This is a genomic window from Tropheryma whipplei str. Twist, assembly GCF_000007485.1.
Taxonomy (GTDB): domain Bacteria; phylum Actinomycetota; class Actinomycetes; order Actinomycetales; family Microbacteriaceae; genus Tropheryma; species Tropheryma whipplei.
This window is the reverse complement of record NC_004572.3, coordinates 541,327-561,233: the sequence shown is the minus strand read 5'-3', so window position 1 is coordinate 561,233 and position 19,907 is coordinate 541,327. Positions and strand designations below refer to the sequence as shown.

Annotated in this window: 23 protein-coding genes and 1 tRNA gene; 20 read left to right on the top strand and 4 right to left on the bottom strand. The window is 46.9% G+C overall.

Features of this window, described 5'->3' with window-relative positions:
* Positions 1–18 precede the first annotated feature (18 nt).
* From rpmA to TWT_RS02660, 7 genes are all read left to right on the top strand, one after another.
* On the top strand, positions 19–267 hold the full coding sequence (gene rpmA / locus TWT_RS02695; protein WP_011102594.1) for a 50S ribosomal protein L27: 249 nt from the start codon (positions 19–21) through the stop codon (positions 265–267).
* Positions 267–1,604, top strand: a complete 1,338-nt coding sequence (gene obgE / locus TWT_RS02690; RefSeq protein ID WP_011102593.1) for a GTPase ObgE — start codon at positions 267–269, stop codon at positions 1,602–1,604. Before rpmA ends, obgE begins: the two co-directional genes overlap by 1 nt.
* A gap of 282 nt (positions 1,605–1,886) precedes the next feature.
* Positions 1,887–2,492, top strand: a complete 606-nt coding sequence (gene nadD, locus TWT_RS02680) for a nicotinate-nucleotide adenylyltransferase (protein WP_011102592.1) — start codon at positions 1,887–1,889, stop codon at positions 2,490–2,492.
* Positions 2,485–3,411: a hypothetical protein gene (locus tag TWT_RS02675; protein WP_011096251.1), complete on the top strand. Its 927-nt coding sequence runs from the start codon at positions 2,485–2,487 to the stop codon at positions 3,409–3,411. The genes nadD and TWT_RS02675 overlap by 8 nt, the downstream gene beginning before the upstream one ends.
* Before the next feature lie 132 nt (positions 3,412–3,543).
* Positions 3,544–3,616, top strand: a tRNA-Ala gene (locus TWT_RS02670).
* 201 nt (positions 3,617–3,817) lie between these two features.
* Positions 3,818–4,426: a DUF6973 domain-containing protein gene (locus TWT_RS02665; protein ID WP_237696829.1), complete on the top strand. Its 609-nt coding sequence runs from the start codon at positions 3,818–3,820 to the stop codon at positions 4,424–4,426.
* Positions 4,427–4,467: 41 nt separating this feature from the next.
* Entirely contained in the window at positions 4,468–5,496 is a 1,029-nt protein-coding gene (locus TWT_RS02660) for an endonuclease/exonuclease/phosphatase family protein (protein WP_237696828.1), read from the top strand.
* Positions 5,497–5,781: 285 nt separating this feature from the next.
* Here TWT_RS02660 and TWT_RS02655 read toward each other — a convergent pair whose 3' ends face one another.
* The 3 genes from TWT_RS02655 to lipB all read right to left on the bottom strand — a co-directional run bounded on the left by TWT_RS02655 (position 5,782) and on the right by lipB (position 8,074).
* Positions 5,782–6,228, bottom strand: coding sequence for a methylated-DNA--[protein]-cysteine S-methyltransferase (locus TWT_RS02655; RefSeq protein WP_237696827.1), 447 nt, complete (start codon positions 6,226–6,228; stop codon positions 5,782–5,784).
* Between the two features lie 109 nt (positions 6,229–6,337).
* Positions 6,338–7,309, bottom strand: a complete 972-nt coding sequence (lipA, locus tag TWT_RS02650; RefSeq protein ID WP_033800097.1) for a lipoyl synthase — start codon at positions 7,307–7,309, stop codon at positions 6,338–6,340.
* A 102-nt stretch (positions 7,310–7,411) separates the two neighbouring features.
* A complete protein-coding gene (gene lipB / locus TWT_RS02645) occupies positions 7,412–8,074 on the bottom strand; it encodes a lipoyl(octanoyl) transferase LipB (protein ID WP_033800096.1) in 663 nt (220 codons plus the stop codon).
* A gap of 127 nt (positions 8,075–8,201) precedes the next feature.
* On the opposite strand from lipB, the gene TWT_RS02640 reads away from it, so the two are divergent.
* From TWT_RS02640 to TWT_RS02585, 12 genes are all read left to right on the top strand, one after another.
* Positions 8,202–9,542 (top strand): signal recognition particle protein, encoded by a 1,341-nt coding sequence (locus TWT_RS02640; protein ID WP_155105141.1) that lies wholly within the window; start codon positions 8,202–8,204, stop codon positions 9,540–9,542.
* Between the two features lie 217 nt (positions 9,543–9,759).
* Positions 9,760–10,206 (top strand): 30S ribosomal protein S16, encoded by a 447-nt coding sequence (rpsP, locus tag TWT_RS02635; RefSeq protein WP_011102587.1) that lies wholly within the window; start codon positions 9,760–9,762, stop codon positions 10,204–10,206.
* Positions 10,203–10,433 carry a KH domain-containing protein gene (locus TWT_RS02630; RefSeq protein ID WP_011096259.1) on the top strand — a complete coding sequence of 77 codons (231 nt, stop codon included), beginning with the start codon at positions 10,203–10,205 and terminating at the stop codon, positions 10,431–10,433. Before rpsP ends, TWT_RS02630 begins: the two co-directional genes overlap by 4 nt.
* A complete protein-coding gene (gene rimM / locus TWT_RS02625; protein WP_011102586.1) occupies positions 10,433–10,981 on the top strand; it encodes a ribosome maturation factor RimM in 549 nt (182 codons plus the stop codon). The genes TWT_RS02630 and rimM overlap by 1 nt, the downstream gene beginning before the upstream one ends.
* A 32-nt stretch (positions 10,982–11,013) precedes the next feature.
* A complete protein-coding gene (gene trmD / locus TWT_RS02620) occupies positions 11,014–11,718 on the top strand; it encodes a tRNA (guanosine(37)-N1)-methyltransferase TrmD (protein ID WP_011102585.1) in 705 nt (234 codons plus the stop codon).
* Positions 11,719–11,810: 92 nt separating this feature from the next.
* A complete protein-coding gene (gene rplS / locus TWT_RS02615; protein WP_011096262.1) occupies positions 11,811–12,158 on the top strand; it encodes a 50S ribosomal protein L19 in 348 nt (115 codons plus the stop codon).
* Positions 12,155–12,847 carry a signal peptidase I gene (gene lepB / locus TWT_RS02610; RefSeq protein WP_011096263.1) on the top strand — a complete coding sequence of 231 codons (693 nt, stop codon included), beginning with the start codon at positions 12,155–12,157 and terminating at the stop codon, positions 12,845–12,847. Before rplS ends, lepB begins: the two co-directional genes overlap by 4 nt.
* A 228-nt stretch (positions 12,848–13,075) precedes the next feature.
* Positions 13,076–13,615, top strand: a complete 540-nt coding sequence (locus TWT_RS02605; protein ID WP_011102584.1) for a YraN family protein — start codon at positions 13,076–13,078, stop codon at positions 13,613–13,615.
* The gene (locus TWT_RS02600; protein WP_011102583.1) at positions 13,612–15,147 is read left to right on the top strand and encodes a YifB family Mg chelatase-like AAA ATPase; all 1,536 of its coding nucleotides are present in this window, start codon (positions 13,612–13,614) and stop codon (positions 15,145–15,147) included. The genes TWT_RS02605 and TWT_RS02600 overlap by 4 nt, the downstream gene beginning before the upstream one ends.
* Before the next feature lie 17 nt (positions 15,148–15,164).
* Positions 15,165–16,364, top strand: a complete 1,200-nt coding sequence (dprA, locus tag TWT_RS02595) for a DNA-processing protein DprA (protein WP_011102582.1) — start codon at positions 15,165–15,167, stop codon at positions 16,362–16,364.
* A gap of 6 nt (positions 16,365–16,370) precedes the next feature.
* Entirely contained in the window at positions 16,371–17,321 is a 951-nt protein-coding gene (locus TWT_RS02590) for a tyrosine recombinase XerC (RefSeq protein WP_011102581.1), read from the top strand.
* Between the two features lie 151 nt (positions 17,322–17,472).
* Entirely contained in the window at positions 17,473–18,105 is a 633-nt protein-coding gene (locus TWT_RS02585; protein ID WP_011102580.1) for a hypothetical protein, read from the top strand.
* Positions 18,106–18,119: 14 nt separating this feature from the next.
* Here the strand turns inward: TWT_RS02585 and TWT_RS02580 are convergent, their stop codons facing one another.
* Positions 18,120–18,914 (bottom strand): M23 family metallopeptidase, encoded by a 795-nt coding sequence (locus TWT_RS02580; protein WP_011102579.1) that lies wholly within the window; start codon positions 18,912–18,914, stop codon positions 18,120–18,122.
* Between the two features lie 131 nt (positions 18,915–19,045).
* On the opposite strand from TWT_RS02580, the gene rpsB reads away from it, so the two are divergent.
* On the top strand, positions 19,046–19,891 hold the full coding sequence (gene rpsB / locus TWT_RS02575; protein ID WP_011096271.1) for a 30S ribosomal protein S2: 846 nt from the start codon (positions 19,046–19,048) through the stop codon (positions 19,889–19,891).
* The last annotated feature ends 16 nt before the right edge of the window (positions 19,892–19,907 follow it).

Below are 19,907 nucleotides of genomic sequence, written 5' to 3'. Positions count from 1 at the left end.
TCGTTTTAGGTAGGTTGCGTGGCTCATAAAAAAGGTGCCAGTTCCAGTCGGAATGGCCGTGACTCCAACGCGAAGCGTCTTGGCGTTAAGCGCTTTGCGGGTCAAGTTGTGTCCGCTGGTGAGATACTTGTTCGTCAGCGCGGTACGCGCTTTCATCCTGGCACTAATGTGCGCCGCGGGGATGATGATACCCTTTTTGCTCTCGCTTCTGGCCGGGTCAGGTTCGGCAGATCTGGAAAGCGCAGGGCTGTTAGCGTAGACACGTAGTGTCGGGGATCACTCTCCCTGAGTTTGTCGATTGTGTAACTGTAGAATTTTCTGCTGGGCGCGGTGGTAATGGCTGCGCCTCTGTGAGGCGCGAAAAGTATAAGCCTCTTGCTGGCCCTGACGGTGGGAGTGGAGGTCACGGGGGTAGCATTTTTTTAAAGGCTGATACTTCTGAACGTACTCTTATTTCCTTTCGCCGCAAGGGCCATTACTCTGCCAGTAATGGGGCACATGGCCTGAGTAGACTGCGTAATGGTGCTCGCGGTAAGGACTTAGAAGTCTCTGTCCCCTGCGGCACATCTGTTTATGATGAAGGCGGTAGGCAAATAGCTGATCTTGTATCGCCTGGCAGTTGCCTGCAGGTCGTTCGTGGGGGCACTGGTGGCCTTGGAAATGCCGCTCTTGCAGGTTATAGGCGCAAAACCCCAAGGTTTGCCCTGTTGGGCTTGCCCGGCCAGAAGCGCAAGCTCAGGCTTGAGGTCAAATCTATTGCAGATGTTGCACTTGTTGGTTTTCCTTCGGTTGGAAAATCAAGCATAATCAGTGCAATCTCATCTGCAAAACCAAAAATTGCGGATTATCCGTTTACAACCCTCCATCCCAATCTCGGTGTTGTGCAATCTGGCCCGTACAGATACACGGTTGCTGATGTCCCAGGCCTCGTTGAAGGCGCCAGTAAGGGTATTGGTCTAGGCTTAAATTTTCTCAGACATATTGAGCGGTGTAGCGTTGTGGTCCATGTAATAGATTGCGCAAATACACAGCAAGATCCCATATCAGGTTTTAATTTAATAGAAAAAGAGTTGTCAGAATACAAAGTTGCAGAGAACGCGATTCCTCTGAACAAAAGGCCTAAAGTTATTGTTCTCAATAAAATTGATGTCTTGCAGACTAAGGAGGAGCAGGATACTTTGCTTTATCTGCAATCAGTTTTCAAGAAATTGGTCACAGATGTGTATGCAATTTCCGCCGTAACCCGTTCAGGGTTGCGACAGTTTACTCTGAGACTTGGCGAAATATGTCAGGAATACCCCTCACAAGTGCAACCGACATCACAGACCATATTGATCCCTGCAAAAAATACCCCTGAATTTTCCTTAGATAGAACGGATGGAGTGTATAGAGTGACCGGCAAGAAACCGGAAAAGTGGATTCTGCAAACTGATTTTTCAAGTGATGAAGCAATTAGTTATCTTGCAGAAAGACTAGATCGCCTGGGAATTGAAGATGCATTGGTCCGTGCCGGTGCAACTTGTGGTGATGAGGTTGAAATCGGCGGCGTAATCTTTACATGGGATCCGAGTGTTGCCAACACATCATTTTCTCTCTCTGTGTGATTCCCATATATTAACATGCACCCACCTAAGTTATCTTTAGATTGTTTGGTATGTAGTATTGAATCGTGCTAACCGTGTCGTCTATGTGGGTGTTTAAACTGTCGGCTGGAAGCACTCACGGGGTTGGTCACATTCCATTTGTTGAACCAGCGATTTTTTTGCTGCTTGCCTTTGTTGCGTGTGCTGTACTGTGGTCTTACCGGAATGTAAGCAATAGGCATGAGCAATATAGAGAAACGTATGATCAGGTGTGTTCCGCTGTAAAGCGGTACGAGAGTCTCTATGACAAGCACACCAAAGACTGATAGGGGAGCCCGGATAGGTGTTATGGGTGGAACGTTTGATCCCATACATCACGGTCACCTTGTTGTTGCCAGTGAAGTGGCCAGTAGGTTTTGTCTTGATGAGGTAATATTCGTCCCGACCGGTCGTCCGCCACATAAGAAGGAAGTATCTGACCCCTGGCACCGTTATCTAATGGCAGTTATTGCTACTGCCTCAAATCAACGTTTTTCTGTTAGCAAGATTGATATAGAAAGAACTGGACCCACTTTTACAGTTGATACCTTGAGAGAGTTACGTGAACAACTGCCATCATCAGACCTATTCTTTATAACCGGAACAGATGCCCTCGCCAGGATTTTTTCCTGGAAAGACGCTGATACACTTTGGTCTCTTGCGCATTTTGTAGCCGTTAGCCGCCCGGGGCATGAAGTTGTGGATATTCCGAATGACAGGATAAGCTTCCTAGAAGTGCCCGCCATGGCGATTTCATCTTCTAATTGTCGTGAGAGGGTCAGATCCGGATTGCCAATTTGGTACCTTGTTCCTGAAGGGGTCGTCCAGTACATAGCAAAACACGGTTTGTATAGGAGCTTGTATGGATGATAATAAGCACCTCACAAGGCGTCAGTTGAGAGAGATTTTACGCTCCACGCGCAGTGAACAGATTGATGTGCCATCTGTAACGCACGACTCGCCCCTGCCCACCTCGCATATGTTTCTCACCGAGGGGACGGACTCTCGACTTCGCGTAGAACATTCGGAAAGATCAGTAGATGGTTACACAACAGACCCCTCCAGCCCGGATTTTCCGCGCTTTATGAGCAGAAAAATGCGGAGAGCACTCGAGTCTTATAGGTCATCTTCTGAAGAGCCTCTCGAGAAAAAAACTGAAACAACCCCCATCGAGGTAATTCCGAGTGGCGGGGACCATACTAAGGTTCACTTTACAGACTCCCTAGAGTTGCATAACGTATCTTCTAAAATCATTCCTCAACCTTCTGCGCCAGTTGCAGCCGGAGTGGTTGGAACTGGTATTGATAAAGGTAAAGTGTTGCATACTCGCCGCAGCAGGCGGTTTGGTACAGCAGTAGGTTCCTCTCTTCACGAGAGTCCAACTACTACCGGTGAATCCAGAGAGTTTGAGGCACGCAATCACTCCATTGTTGCCACCTCTGCCCTGGTTATTTCTGCCCCAAATGGTCCGACTGAAATGATCACTGATACAGGTGATGTGTTTCACACGGACACGGTTGGTTTGCCGCAACTCATATCACAGACTGGTGGATACACGGGCGTCTTAGATACTTCAGAAATGCAGGAGACCTGTGACACTCAGAACTTTGCTATCGCCCCTGTGAGTGCAAGTCGTGCTGTGTGTGCGTCGCAAACACCAAAAAACCTTTTCTATAAACCCAAAAAGCGCATTTTTTGGGGCTTTTTTATCTCATTTGCTATAGCGACTGCTGTTTCTATTGGGGTCGGTCTGTTTGCTATTGGGGTTATTCTTCAAAATAGCAGATAGCTCTAGATTACCCGAAATATACCCCTTTGCAAGGGGTATATTCGTGCTGCTTGTATTTTGTTTCGTCGATCTATTGTGTAAAAGCCTGATTTACCTTCAGGGTGTTTGTGTTGTTAAAATGTTTAGGCAAGCGGGGCTGTGGCGCAGCTGGTAGCGCATCTGCATGGCATGCAGAGGGTCGGGGGTTCGAGTCCCCTCAGCTCCACCCTGTTTGACGTTCTGTTTTTTGTTTGTATCTGGTCCGGTGCCCATACCACAAACGACACTCTTAGCGGCACTAAACTCTGTGTGAATCCTGACAGGGCGTTTTACTACGAGTTTGAAGATATAGGTAAACCTAGGGTTTTACAGCTTGTAAAAGGCGGTTCATATTATCGTTGTTATGATGAATCCAAAAAGGCCTTGTATGATAACCCCCGTACCCGTTATGCTAAACCTTGATGATGGGTTGTATTGTTCGGGGGTTTTTATGAAGCGCATTCTTGTGCTGTTATCCTTATTCGGATTCCAGCCGGTTATGTCAGCTGAGCGCGCCAGCCTCTCGGATTTAAGTGGCCTGCCCTTATCAGGGCCTGGGATTGGAGGGCGCTTCTCATCTTCCACCAAAGACCTATCTGTTCGTTATGATAGTCCCGGTAATGCACTGGAGCTTGGGTTCTGTTCATTCTTGTTCAGTTCATTCTTGTCCAGGGTAATAAATTGCATTAAGGCCAAGTCGGCAGCTAATGATGCAGTTTCACGGGCAGCGGGCAAATTTCCGGGAAGCACTCTTATTGGTGGAAAGGGTGACGCTTTTCGTCACTGTTATTGGAGCGCTCGCATGACAATCGACATGGGTGAAGCAAAGGGATTCGGGGATAGACACGAGGCTTTTTCGCATGGTCCTGAGAGGTATATGGATCTAAAGAATAATGAAATTGGCCGTTCTGTTGGCGCTGTTTACAGAAGTTACGAGTCAGCTTCAAGAAGATGTGAATTTCTTGCGCACACTGACCAGCTTGTCACCCGGGCATAGATATTCTTTAGTTCAGCATGAGTTCGCCAGTACCTTCAGAGTTGCCCTGTACTCCGAGGCATTCAAGAAAATATAGTCTTCTTCTCACCTGTGCTCTGATTCTCTCTGGCCTGCTGGGGGTTGCATTTTTCGCGCTGGTGTTATTTCCATGGACGCCTTTTGCAAGAGCGCTTAGTATGCGGTCTTTTATTGCACAAGCCCTTGCCTTTCCCCATATTTTTGGTGCATGTGTTGTGGCTGTATCAGTATTGGTCTTGTTTTTTGCGCGCAGACTCTCAAGTCTCTGGATTGCTGCCTCCACACAGGGAGTGTGGGCTTTGTCTGGCGTGCTGCTGATTATTTTTCCATCAACAATTACGGCAGAGCCAAGTCCTATACAAAAACAGTCAATTGCAGGTATAACCCTGAATATTGTTGCGTTTAATACTCAAAACAGCTTCACACATGCCGATATGACGACTCTAATCAGTGCTTTTGATCCGGATATTGTGGTTCTTCCCGAAACAACCAAATCCGATGCGACTCGTGCTGCTGGCGGAACTGCTTTTGCGAACTCGGTGTATGGGTACGGGGATCTTTATAGCAATGGTATCGCACTAACAACCATTATGGTCCACCCTCGGCTTGGCGGTGTAACTCCAATAACGGAGGTCCCGGAAGTTACTTTTGGTACTGTAGGCCTGAAGATTAATTCGCGCCATCAATTTCGAATTTTTGGTGTTCACACGTATCCACCGGTTCCGAATGTTTTTAATTCGTGGGAATGGGATCTTGACCGTGTTATCTCGTTTGGCGAAAATAACCGAGAAGGTCCTCTTATCCTAGCCGGTGACTTTAATGCAACACTCAGACATGGACCCTTGGCGAATAGACAAAGACTTGTTGACACAGCACGTCGATGCAGCCGCGCACCTGCGGGTACTTGGCCATCTAATCTCCCTTTTTGGCTTCGCACGCCCATTGATCACGTGTTTGTTACCCCAGAATTCGAGGTTTTGAAATGCTCAACCATGATGGTTGGTACATCTGACCACCTTGCTTACGCAGCAACGGTGCGCCTGTCGGAATAGGTGCCAAGATCACTACAAATACTCATCAAATAACAGTTCGGACCCCTCAGGATACCTGATTTGCGTGACTGTTTGGCGAGTATTTCATGCCCACCAGGTACAACTTTAGACCAGATCCTGCCAGGGTGCGAAACAGATGCGTTCTACTATTCAATGACATCTGTATTAATGACATCTGCATCGATGATATCTGTAATCAATTGCATCTGTTATTGAATACAAATATGCTCATTACCGCTATGCCCATTACGACCCAGAGTGTTATTAGTGCCACTGAGTTATCTTTTATGAGTTTTTCTGTTCAATTTCGATCAGTGAGTGCTTTATCAAATTATTTGAAGACCCACAATACCCTCCCACCTCACCATTTGACCGTATAACCCTGTGACACGGTACAAAAAACGGCAGGGGATTCTTTGCGCAATAAGCACCAACAGCCCTTGGTGAGGAGTTTACTTTTGATGCTATCTCACCGTAGCTTACACATCCACCGTATGGAATTTTTAAAAGCATATTGAGAACATCTGCCTGTTTTGCAGATGCCTTTTCCAGGCTTATGGGCACCGAAAATGTCTTTAGAGTTCCTGAGAAATATGCGAGGATTTCCCGCCTTGCCTCTGCGGTTAAATCTGTGGTCAAAGATGAGTTCTTATTGCTCGCATGACAATCACATGAACCCTCCGAAAGCGACCTGGTTTTATATCTCGTATTTTTATGTGCATCATCTATCACACTTGCATACCGAAAGATTTTTACCCTAATGATATGTGTTTGCGAAGAATAAACCTTTACCCTAAAAGCACAGGCTCTCATGCGTACTGCAAATTCCACTGAAGACATACTAGACTGCTTGCCTAAAGGACGTTTCCTGCATCTCGATTTCGTTTATGAGTTTCCGTACGCGCTCGGGTATTTCAACCATCTTAGCTTTCACAGATTGTGCCCACAGTTTTCCGGCACGGTATGATGATCTAACTAAAGGTCCGGCCAAAACGCCTGAGAATCCGATCTCTTTGGCTTGCTCTTTATATTCTATGAACTCTTGTGGTTTTACCCATCTTGCCACGGGTAAATGCCTGGGCGATGGTCTTAGATACTGAGTTATTGTTACAATGTCACAACCGGCACTTTTGAGGTCTCTCAATGCCTGTGTTACCTCTTCACCGGTCTCGCCCATTCCAAGAATAAGATTTGATTTTGTTATCATCCCAGCCTTTTGACCTTGTGATATAACATCCAGCGATCTGTCGTATCTGAATGCCGGTCTAATGCGCCTGAATATCCGTGGAACAGTTTCTATATTGTGTGCGTACACTTCCGGTTGTGCTTCGAAGATTTGCTGGAGCAACTCTGGCTTACCGTTAAAATCTGGTATGAGTATTTCAACCCCACTTCCAGGGCACTGTTTGTGTATTTCTCGGATTGTTTCTGCATAGAGCCAGACACCCCCATCGGGCAGGTCGTCGCGTGCTACTCCGGTTACGGTGGCATAGCGTAACTTCATTTGCGCCACGGACTGTCCAACCCGTTTTGGCTCATCCAGGTCGAGCTCTGCAGGTTTTCCCGTGTCTATCTGACAAAAATCACACCTGCGAGTACACTGCGATCCTCCGATCAGGAAAGTTGCCTCTCTATCCTCCCAGCATTCGTAGATATTCGGACATCCGGCTTCTTGACAAACAGTCCGCAAATTCTGTTTCTTAACACGTTCCTGAACCTTTCTGTACTCTGTACCAATAGTTGCACGAGCCCTTATCCATGAGGGCTTCCGTTCTATAGGAACCTGCGAATTTCGTACCTCCAGGCGGAGCATCTTACGCTTGCCCGGGGAGGGTGCTCCCAAACCGGCTGAAGGGGGCCTTACATTAACTTTGCTTGAATTGCCAGAATCGTTCATATTTTGCACGCTGCATGTCTATACGTTGCCACGGCAGGTATTTATATATTCAAGCGCGCTGCAGATACTGTTGAACACGCTGTCAAGTATTTCTTTTGGTGTAATAGTTCTCTTCAAAATTCTTGAGATCGTTGTTACTCCGGCGTCGCTTATTCCGCACGGCACTATTTTTTCAAATGGCGCAAGGTCATTACTGCAATTTAATGCAAAACCGTGAAGAGTGACGTTTTTTTGAACCCTAACACCTATGGCCGCCACTTTTTCATCGCTAACCCCATTTCTTACCCAAACCCCGCTCCTGCCGGCGATGCGGAACCCATTTATTCCTACTGACTGCAGTGCGTTTATGAGCCCTTCTTCGATTTGTCTTACGTAGCGCAAAACATCTGGGGTTGCGCCCAGACTAAGTATCGGATACCCAACTAATTGCCCGGGGCCATGCCAGGTTATTTTGCCACCTCGACCAACTCTAATCACCTTTTCGTTCTGTGGCATCTCCCAGCTCCTGGTTCTGGCTCCCGCTGTATAAACGGGCTCGTGTTCACAAAAAATCATTGATGCCTGACGGTTTTTATTTGTTTGACTTTCGGTTATCTTTTTGTGAAGTTCTTGTTGCATTCTCCATCCTTCCTCAAAGGGGAGATACTCAGGTGCAAGTCTGATGCACTCAATTGCTAGCACTCGAATAGAGTACACCAACCAGTATCCGGGTAAATTCGAGTGCACCCCGTTGGGATACGTCCGCTCTGTTCTGACTGTCTAAGTCAGGATTTCGCTTAAAACCGGACTAATCGGGTTAAAATTGAGTGTGTTTGAGACCGTTTCTGGCCGTTTTTTGAATGCGCTTTCTACGCTCCGCGGTAGGGGGAGTCTGGTCAAACGAGATATTGATGTTGTTCTCAGTGAGGTTTATAAAACTCTTCTTGACTCAGATGTGTCATTTGAAATTGCACAGGCCTTTGTGCATAGGGTGCGTGACAGGTCGATGTCACAGGAGTCTCTGCGTGCAATCAATCCGCACAAACGTGTCACCCAGATTGTTTGGGAGGAGCTTGTAGACCTTTTAGGTCACCAGAAGACTGCCCTAAAATTCTCCCGCACATTCCCTACCATTATCATGCTGGTTGGCCTTCAGGGCTCTGGCAAAACCTCTTTTGCCGGAAAGCTAGCTAAATGGCTTATGGAGCGTGGGCATACGGCTGCGCTTGGTGCATGCGACCTGCAAAGGCCGGCAGCTGCCAGTCAACTTCAGGCAGTTGCAGAGCAGGCCGGTGCCAGCGTACTAATACCCAAGTCAGGTAATGCCCTAGACGCCGTAAAAACTGTCGTCAAGACCGCACGAGAAAAACAATTCAGTGTTTTGATTATTGACACTGCCGGCCGCATGAATGCTGATTCGGACATGATGGACCAACTGAGCGAAATTGACAGGCTTGCAAAGCCACATCAGACTTTGCTGGTTGTTGATTCTGCAACAGGCCAGGAGGCTTTAAATATTACCCGTGTTTTCTGCCAGCACCTCAGTGTAACGGGGGTCGTTATGTCAAAGCTTGATAGCGACGTAAAAGCGGGTGCAGCTCTATCGGTTTCATCACTTAGGCCGATTATTTTTTCCTGCATTGGTGAAGGGGTTGATGATCTTGAACAGTTTAATCCTGACAGTGTAGCGCGTCGCATGCTCGGCATGCAGGGCCCCCTTGAGGAGCTCGACGATGTTCTGAGGCTTTCTGACAAAACCCCAGACTCACATTCGCCCATTACCCTAGAGGATTTTTTGGACTCTATACAAAAGATAAAAAATATGAGACACAAGCTTTCGGCTTTCTTCCCCAACTCAGGCGATCTTGAAAGCATGTTAGATAGCAGTGAAACTATTCGTATGCAGGCAATTGTGAGGTCTATGACTCCGCAAGAAAGGGCACAGCCGCGTATGCTCAACGCGTCCCGTAGATTGAGAATTGCCACAGGGTCTGGAACAACAGTCAATGATATAAATCGGCTTATTCAAAAATTTGAGTATGTATCGAAGGTTTTAAGTTCCGGCAATAGCATGAAACACATGACATTCATGAATGGCCGTTTTCCAGCATTTGGTATGCGGCGCAATAACAGCAAAACTGCGAAGTCAAAACGGAGAAAGCATCGCTAGTACTGGTTTTCAGTAAATAGTTTTCACTGTTTAAAAACCCATCAAAGCACCCAACGTCCTGCACCAAACTGTACGGTATTACTGTGGTATACAACACCGCGTTATACGGTATACAACACCGCGTTATACAATGTATCCGGGTGTATTCGCTTGGATATACTCAGTTTTGTTATACTGTTGTTTGCGCTTTGCCTGCTGAGTCAGTTCTGGGGGTTCCGTGGCGGTCAGAATACGCCTGAAAAGAATAGGGAAGGTAAAGAGGCCTTTTTATCGTATTGTTGTGGCCGACTCGCGTACAAAACGTGATGGAAAAGTTATAGAACAGGTTGGCAAGTATCACCCTGTCCAGAACCCTTCCTTTATAGAGATAGACTCTCCCCGCGCGCAGTACTGGCTCTCGGTTGGTGCCAAACCAACCCAACAGGCTCTCGCACTCCTAAAGCTTACCGGCGACTGGGCGCGTTTTTGCGGTGAAGAAAACCCGGTCTCACGGGTTGAGCAGCCTGTGTCAATAGAGGCCGGAAAGTCGGCTCCCAAGTCGCGCCGCCGTTCTGCGCCAGTTGCAGCCGGTGAGGCGACGCCTACTGTATCAGACAGGTCTGATTTACCCTCCGTGAGCGATACACCCCAGGATGTCCCTGAAGATGTGAGAGGGCAGGCATGACAGGAACAGCTATTGAGGCTCTCGTCCATTTGATTCGTGGGATTGTTCTAAATCCTGATGATGTTAGGGTTGAGGCTTTTGAGGATGGCGTGCGCGTTTTTGTGCATCCTTCTGACTGCGGTCGAGTTATCGGGCGGCAGGGGAATACAGTAAAGGCACTCAGGACAGTTGCCAGGGCACTAAATCGGGGTCCTTTCATGCTTGAAATAGTGTCCGACGAAGAATAGTGCTCCTTAGGGTTGGCGTCCTTCTTCGGCCCTATGGTTTGCATGGCGGTCTTTTTGTGTCTGTCACGACGGATTTGCCCGATGTGCGCTTTGCGGTTTCTGCGACCTTGTTTTGCTCCAGACAACTGACTGACGCAAGTGATACGTGCAGTGTTCTTACCGTGCGCGCTTTGCAGAAGAAGGTTGGTGCGGTGACTGCTAGAAATAGGTGGGTTATTTTTTTTGAAGAAGTACGGGATAGAACTCTGGCGTCAACATTATCCGGATCACTCCTTCTGGCTGAACCCATTGAAGATTCTCGCGATTCCGAGTTGTGGTATGACTCTCATTTGGTTGGGATGAAAGTTACCTTGGAGTGTCGCAAGGAGCTTGGGCGTGTTGTTGGTGTGGAGCATCTTCCAATGCAGGATCTTCTCGTCGTGGAGACAAAAGCCGGCAGCGTACTTCTTCCGTTTGTAAAATCAATAGTAACCTCTGTGTCAGATGGTGAGATAATAGTAAACCCACCTGGTGGAATGTTCGTTTCACAAGTAGATTCTGCCTCCTAATAGACACTTGTTGCTGTGTCGGCCTATTATCTTTGTTTGTCATGCGTTGTGATTTTGTAAGTATATTTCCTGAATATTTTGATGTCTTAGATATATCTCTAATTGGGAAAGCTAGACGAAATGGACTGCTGGATTTAAGAGTCCATAACCTCAGGGAATATAGTGAAGCCGGTAGGGTTGATAGCTCGCCATATGGGGGCGGACCCGGTATGGTAATGAGTGCAGAGCCTTGGGCACGTGCAATAGAACACATTGCTACCGGAGAATCTCTAGTTGTTTTTCCATCACCCTCAGGACAACCATATTCCCACGATTTGGCCCAATCTCTATCGTCCGAGATGCATATAGTTTTTTGTTGCGGGAGATATGAGGGGATTGATAATAGGATTTACGAATGGACCGCTACTCGTTTACGGTCTTCTGGAATAAGTATTGGGGATTATGTACTAAATGGTGGCGAGATTGCCGCGCTGGCTATTCTTGAAGGTTTTGTTCGATTTATACCGGGTGTGTTGGGTAACCCAGAAAGCCTGGTAGAGGAGAGCTATCAGTATAACCTACTTGAATATCCGGTTTATACCAAGCCTGCGGTCTGGAGAGGTCTAGAGGTTCCCGACATTCTTTTGTCTGGCAATCATGATTTGATAAGAGAATGGAGGTATAAAAAACAATTGGAAATAACTCAAAAGACCAGACCTGATTTGTACTCGACGCACATATATGAAACTGATTCTTAAACTTTGACGCATGCGCGACAAGTTATTTGACGGAGAGTAAAAAAGCCAGTTTTCTGTGGTAGCATTCCAGGGTTCGTTCTTTTAGGTTTGTTGTGCATGCTCTTGACGCTCTTGACGCTCTTTCGATAAAGGCTGATATTCCCGATTTTTCCCCCGGTGACACTGTTAGGGTCTATGTAAATATAACTGAGGGTGACAGATCTCGTGTTCAGGTTTTTCAAGGGGTAGTTATTGCCCGACGTGGTTTTGGCGTTCGTCAGACGTTTACTGTGCGTAAGATAAGCTTCCAGGTGGGTGTGGAGAGGATATTTCCCTTACATTCTCCTTCTATAAACCGGATAGAGGTTGTTACCAAGGGAAGTGTTCGCCGTGCGAAGCTGTACTACATTCGCAAGCTTAGGGGTAAAAAGGCAAAGGTCAAACAGAAGCGTGAACTGTGAATGTCGTGCTTCACTCTTCTTTACGTTCCTTATGGGAAAAGTTTCGTGGCACCCTGTTTACACTTCTTGTTGTCGTTACGATCGTCGTTATTGTAAGGACATTTCTCTTCGGCGTTTACTATATACCGTCGGGGTCGATGCTGAACACCCTGCAGTTGGGTGATCGGATATTTGTAAGTCGCCTCCACCCCACGCTGTTTCCACTAAAGAGGGGTGATGTGGTTGTCTTTCGGGACAAGAATCACTGGATTCCCGATGATGATACTAGTTCTCGGTCAGGTTTGCTGGATTTGATTCTTGGCTTTATTGAGGGCAGAGAGCCCCATAAGCTTCTAATAAAGCGAGTTATTGGTTTACCTGGTGATAGGGTTACTTGCTGCAGCGAAGCGGGCCGGATTGTTGTGAACGGTAGGGAGCTAGACGAGACCCCTTACCTGTATGATGCAACACCCCCGGCAAGCAGTATAGTCTTCGATGTTGTTATACCTGAAGGTCGTTTGTGGGTTATGGGAGATAACCGAAATAATTCAGCTGATTCTCGTTTGCATATTGGGTTGCCAGGAGGTGGGTTTGTTCCAATTGCTGATGTTGTTGGCAGGGCACTCCTGGTGTTTTGGCCTTTTGGTCATTGGAAGATTCTTCATAACTATCATGACAGTACTTTCAAAGGTGTTTCGAGAGTTTCCTGATTTAGGATTCACGGTAAGTGTTTGACGAAAAATTGTTTTGTATCAGATCTGGTTTTTGTCGGATATAACGCCCTTCTCGTGGGTATTTGACCTAGACAAGTCCTGCGGACAATTTGGCGAGTGGAATTATTGACTGAGAGAATTGAGCTTTTCAAGTGATTTAACTCGTAGAATTCGGTTACCGCGTCTCGTGCGTCATTCGTGTATCTTTTGATCAACTTTGCTTGAGTGAGTTTTGAACAGATTCGGGTTATTACAAGAAAATCATGCTGCGCAGGTTCATCATGTATTTTTGTGGCTAACAAGGAGAGTGTCAATTGTGTAAATACAGTTTCTGTATCTACACAGTTGACTTGTGCCAACAACGGCTTTTGTGCAAGAGCTTTGCTCAACAATGCACACGGCGTGACTCATGACGTCTCAAAATATGCCCTGGGCCGAATTGCGGAAGATAAGGCGTGCGACTATCTTTCTGTAAATGGCTATATTGTGCTTGATCGTAATTGGTATTGCAGATTTGGCGAGCTAGATATCATTGCCAGGAAAAATGGGGTAATAGTTGCTGTTGAGGTAAAGGGTGGTAAACGCAACGCGGACTACCCAATCTGCAATATAACTGTCAAAAAGCTGTCGAAACTGACATTTCTTCTGAAAGCATGGCTTCACGAGAATAAATTAAACGAATTTTGCATTGATCTCAGGATAGACGCCATCTCGGTTACATTTATTCCGGAATTGCAGATCCGTCATTTTGTTGGAATTTTGTGATTGCAAAAACTTACTCCGTTGCGCTAAATGGCCTTCAGAGCAGCATGGTTGAACTTGAAGCGGATATAGGTAACGGCCTTCCAATTTTTACACTTGTTGGCCTCCCGGATGCTGCCCTTCTTGAAGCTCGCGAGCGTATAAGGGCGGCGTGTAAGAACTCCGATCTTCCCCTGTCGAATAGGAAAATAACAGTCAACCTCTCACCAGCGTCAATTCCAAAGCACGGCTCCGGCTTTGATCTGGCAATAGCTATTGCATGCCTATCTGCCATGGGTAAAGTTGACCGCAGTCTCGTGAGTCAAACTGTTCACATAGGTGAGCTTGGTCTTGACGGTATGCTCCGACCCGTTCCTGGGATTTTGCCAAGTGTGCTCGCGGCAAGAACATATGGATATCGCCGCGTTATGCTTCCTGTAGAAAACGTTCATGAGGCCAGGTTGGTTCCAGAAATCGAGGCGATACCGGTCCCCTCATTGGCCCATGCGGCAGTAGCCTACGGTGCTGATGTGACGGTTCCCAAAACTAAGACTGTGCCCGTACAAGCTGTGCTAGATAACAGTGAATACGGGGGTGATCTTTCTGATATATCTGGGAATCAACTTGGTATTGAGGCTCTTCAAATTGCCGCAGCCGGTGGGCACAATCTGTTTTTTTATGGACCAGCGGGTTCCGGGAAAACAATGCTTGCAAGCCGCCTGCCAGCACTTCTCCCAGATCTATCTCCACAGGCATCACTCGAGGTAAGTTCTGTTGTATCCCTTTCTGGCACAGGCTTAAAGGATGGGCTTATAACTAGACCTCCTTTTGAGGCACCCCACCACAGCATAACGGCATCTGCCCTTGTTGGCGGCGGAGCGAAGCGAATTATTCCCGGTGCTGTTTCCAGGGCTTCACACGGTGTTCTATTCCTTGATGAGGCTCCAGAGTTTTCACCACGCGTTCTGAATATGTTGCGCCAGCCGCTTGAGACTGGGCAGATTAGTATTCACAGATCTACAACCACTGCAACTTTTCCGGCCACTTTTCAACTCATCCTCGCTGCCAATCCATGTCCATGCGGGAATTTTGGGATTAAAGATGCGGAATGTGTATGTTCTTCTTCAGCACGTCGTAAGTACATGGGCCGAATACACAGACCAATAATCGACAGGATTGATATTCAGCTGATGATAAACAGGATTAGCATTGCTGAGCTTCGCTCTGGCTTGTCTGGATCATCGGGTATGACAACTGAAAGCGTGCGGAACACTGTTCTCCTCGCTAGAGAGCGTACCTTGTACAGAATGAAAGATACGCCGTGGAGCACAAATAGTCAGGCGTCAAGTGACTGGCTGCAGAGGCAGCCAATTCTCCCCGGTGCCACAGACAGTCTCGACATTGCATTTCAAAGAGGTCTACTTAGTATGCGGGGTTATCACAAAGTTATTCGTCTGGCCTGGACAATTGCAGATATTACCGGTGTTTCAAAATTAACTAAGAGTGAGATAGACAAGGCTCTTATTTTCAGAACATCTGGTCAATATGGTGGGTAGACAAGGAAGGCAATTTATTGAAGAACATTATTAGTACGCTTAATCTGCCAGATAGGGAAGTTATATCCGCTGTGAAGCCCCTATGTTTTTCTGAGGAGTTGAGCGAAGATCAGGCAGTGGATTACTTTGCTCGTGCAGCATGGAGCTTAATTTCTGAGCCGGGTGACCGCATTGCCGGGCGTCTAATAAGCTGCATGACAGCTCCTAGAGCACTGGGTTGGCTGCTTGGTAATATCTCCTTGCCGTTTACCCTAGATGAATTTGAATCGCAGCAGCTTGAAAAGCACAGATCTGTCTGGAAAATGCGTGCTGACTATCAGCAATTGCTGAAATCATTTCAGGCAGCACATCATACGGGTGCAAAACTTGTTGTAACCGATAAGTACAACAAGCTGCAGGATGAGAAACCCCATATTCTTTGGGTAAGGGGCAACTCCCCGTCTATTTTGCTGGACACGAGTCAAAAGGTCAGTATTGTTGGCACGCGATGCTGCAGTTACTACGGAAAAAGTGTTACAGCGGACATATCCTACAGTCTTGCCAGAAAGAATTATGTAATTGTTTCTGGTGGTGCTCTTGGAATTGACGGGACAGCACATATGTCTGCTCTTTCTGCCGGCAAATCAACGATAGTATTTTTTGCGGGAGGGGTGGACTGGATTTACCCAAGAGGTAATGAGGCGCTGTTCTCAAAAATTTGCGAGTCTGGGATTATAGTTTCTGAAATGCCTTGCGGCTCCAGACCTACCAAATGGCGCTTTTTGCGCAGGAACAGGCTGATAGCCGCTATTCCATCTGCTGTTGTCGTAACTGAGGCCGCCGCGCGCTCAGGTAGCATCAGTACAGCGTACCATGCGGCTGATGTTCAGGTGCCAGTCGGCGCAGTTCCTGGACCTATTAACTCACCCCTATCAGAAGGGTGCAACCGACTTATACGCGACAGGATTGCAGAAAGTGTTACTTGTGCGGATGATGTGGTTGGATTATTCGCCCCACTCGTTGTTTCACCTATCCAAAAGGACTCTTTTGGGCTACAGGCTAGTAGAATTAGGGTTATTGATGCTCTGAGTAAAAAGTATGACAGAGATATAAGTGAGATATGCCGCCTGTCCGGAATGCTCTTTGATGATGTGTCGTCCCTTATGCGTTTGCTTGAACTGTCGGGGCAGGTGATCCGATCAGGTTCCGGCTGGCGCCTATCAGGTAGGCTTAGATGAAAATTTATGTTGGATAAGGGCTCTCTCAAGAGATCAGTGTGCCCCTGCGGCGACACCCTCAACGAGGGGTTTTGCTGTTTAATACGCGAGTTTATTATTTACCTGGAAAATGTTAGGGGCTACAGTTCACACACTTGTCGGGCATATTATCGTGACCTGATGTGCTTTGGTGAATACATTATTACCCATGACTCTCGCGAGAATGTAAAGTCCTTACGAGATGTGTCAATTCAGGATTTACGCTCGTGGCTATACAGTCAAAGCCATAAGTCTGCAAGGTCTATCAGACGGGCAGTCTCTTCTTTGAAAAGCTTTTTTAGATGGGCATATGACAGAAAGATCACTGCCCAAAACACTGCTGCTGCCCTAAGGGCACCGAAGTCCACTTCGCAGCTACCCTCTGTTTTATCGGAAAAAAGGATTGCACAGATCCTGGGTAATTTCTCACATACGGTCCCAGTAATACAGTTACGTAATACGGCAATTTTTGAGCTGTTATATGCATCGGCGATTAGAGTGTCTGAGTTGGTCTCTCTAGATCTTGATAGTATTGACCACGATCTGTGTACCGTCAGGGTTGATGGTAAAAATGGTAAACAGCGGGTTGTGTTGTTTGGCAAGCCCGCATCACATGCTCTGGATTTATACCTGAATATGCGCCACACCCTATTATCTGACAGATCAAGTAAAGCCCTATTTTTAGGTTCCCGTGGTCGTCGCATAAATCCACGTGTTGTGTATCGACTGGTATCAGAACTCCTTGAGATGCCCAAGGGCCCGCGGGGCCCGCACGTTCTTAGACACTCTGCAGCGACCCATATGCTGGACAATGGGGCTGATCTCAGGAGCCTTCAGGAAATCCTGGGTCATAGTAGCCTCAGTACAACCCAAATTTACACACATGTTTCTCTAGAGCGCTTAATAAGCAGTTACAACCAGGCACATCCAAGGGCCTGAATTCGCGCATTGTATTATGTTTACGCCACATTGCCTACATGTCAAGTCAATGAATTTGTGTCGCTTTCGCAGGAATGCCCCGGGTGTGCAGTCCGGAATGTAGAACGTGGAATAGTTCTGGGTTTTTGATGCTCTGAGTTAGTATTCTTCTGTGAATAACAGATCGGTTTGCCGCGACTGGCGATCTGATATTCCTCGTATTTGTGCGGTTCATTCTGGCTGTCAAAAACTGCATATCCCAGAGTGGATCACCTGTGAGGGTTTGCCCACTGAGATTTACAATTCTCTATTATCACTTCGTCAGGGAAAGATTGCCGGTCGTTATATAGCGACAGCAATTAGTTTCCTGAATACAAACCCTATCTTTGCGCTTTCATACGCCTCTGAAGCTGCCAGGATCGCTTACCGGTTGCCCGCAGTAAGATTCATCCTCGCTAAAGCCGCGTTCGCCTGTTGCAACTTCACTCTCGCGCTTAGAAACTTTAGAGCTGCTCGTCGATTGTCAGGCGGTCTTGAGCCTGTGCCCTGGATTATACGTTGCCTTTCGAAGATGAACCGCTCCGATGAAGCTGTTGCGGTCGGGAACGATGTTTATGCACTGCCTGCAAAACCTAGCGTAAGGCAAGAAATAGCGCTCGCGATGGCAGAGGCTCGTATAAAACAGGGCAGGCCAGATTTAGCTTTGCTTGAGCTGCAACAAGTACAGTTTAGAGTGCCATACAGGGACGAAGCCTTAAGGTTGATGCACCGACTCGGCGCCTTACAAGAATCACATAATGTGTGATAACTTGTTTGCTTTCAATTGTTAGGTAATAAAACGGAAGGCTTTATTTTTCCGAAGAATAGCAACGGGTTAATGTAAATCCCGTTTTTTCGCACCCCAATATGTATTCCATCTCCAAGAGCTGAATTCTTAGTTACAGAACTGACGACAAATTTTGCAAGCTCTTTTCCAATTTTTGCACCGACCGGACCAGCTGCAACCGATCCTGCATACTCACCCAGAAGTTGTACAGCAGTATTCAGTGCTTCTCTAAGCCCCTTTTTTACTGAACCGAGAATAATATTCGTATGAAGCCCTGTCTGTACTTGACCAAGTTGTTGCCCTCGTGTAACACGCTGGCCTTTTATAACAGAAGCTTTGACAGGCTCAAAGCTTGACACCAGGCCGTTAGCATGAGTGATACTTATAACGTATCTGTTCGCAAGAAATCCAGAAAATTTTATTACTCCATCAGCTGGGGCATATACAGACTCATTCTCTTTTGCAGCAATGTCTATCCCCCTGTGGAAGCCAGAAAGATATTTTTCTTTCTTATTTCTTGGGGGTTTAAAGCCACGTATAACCTTCTTACTGCTTGATACAGGCCATTTCCAATTCTTCTTATTGAGATCGACAATACTTGTGATTATTTTCTTTATTTGATCGATATAATCGTCGTCAAAGTTAACAAACTGGGTGTTTATGCTAGCTGTGCTGGGCAGGCTGTACACAGAGTTTCCGGCAAGAATCCCGGATGCACATAAGATGATTAGCAATCTTATAACCGGCCGAATAGCCCTACCGGGTAGCAGCACATGTAATTTCTTCACGAAAGCAGTCTTATATCACTCATCACATCTTCCTGAATGTTTAGCAAAAATTGTTGATTTTAAGATGGTTATTTTTCTGCTGGTATACTTTCCCGCGTGTATTCTGTGGGTTTGTGTTCTGGAGGGGTGGATTGCCGCTAGTTACTATTAGGAATTTGCTGGATAACGGTGTACATTTTGGGCATACCACGCAGCGTTGGAATCCAAAAATGAAAGGGTTCATCTTAACCGAGCGGTGCGGCTCCTATATCCTTGATATGCGCGAGACCATTAGGGGTATAGTTACCGCCGTTGATTTTATTAGGGACACTGTTGCTCGCGGTGGTGAGGTGCTTTTTATCGGCACAAAACGTCAGGCTCAGCAGGTTATTTTCAAACAGGCGAGCCGTGTTGGTCAGCACTATATAGCACATAGATGGCTCGGTGGTCTTTTGACTAATTTTTCAACAGTTTCTAAAAGTCTTGTGCGAATGAAGGAGCTTGAAGAGGCTCGTCTTGATGACTCAGTTTCAACCAAGAAGGAACAGCTTATCCGTGGGCGTGAACTTCAGAAATTACGCCGTAGCCTCGGAGGTATCCGGAATATGACAAAGCTGCCAGCGCTACTCTGGGTTGTTGACACAAACAGAGAAGGCATAGCAGTTGAGGAGGCCAGAAAACTTGGTATACCGGTTGTTGCAATCCTTGATTCCAATTGCGATCCGGATCTGGTTCAGTTTCCGATTCCTGGAAATGATGATTCGATCAGGTCTATCGAGCTCCTGACTGGGATTGTTGCCGATGCTGTTGCCCAGGGACTTGTTGAGCGTCATAAGGCCCCGCAGGACGATATTGAACCGATGGCTGAATGGGAAAAGCAGCTTCTTCAATCCGGTGATTCGTCAGGTGAGACTCGTCCTATTTCCGGCACAGATCGCCCTCTTGATGGTGATCTTTCCAAGGGGCCTGCCCCGCAGGACGAAGAGCTGTCAGATTAGGATATCTTTCTTTATG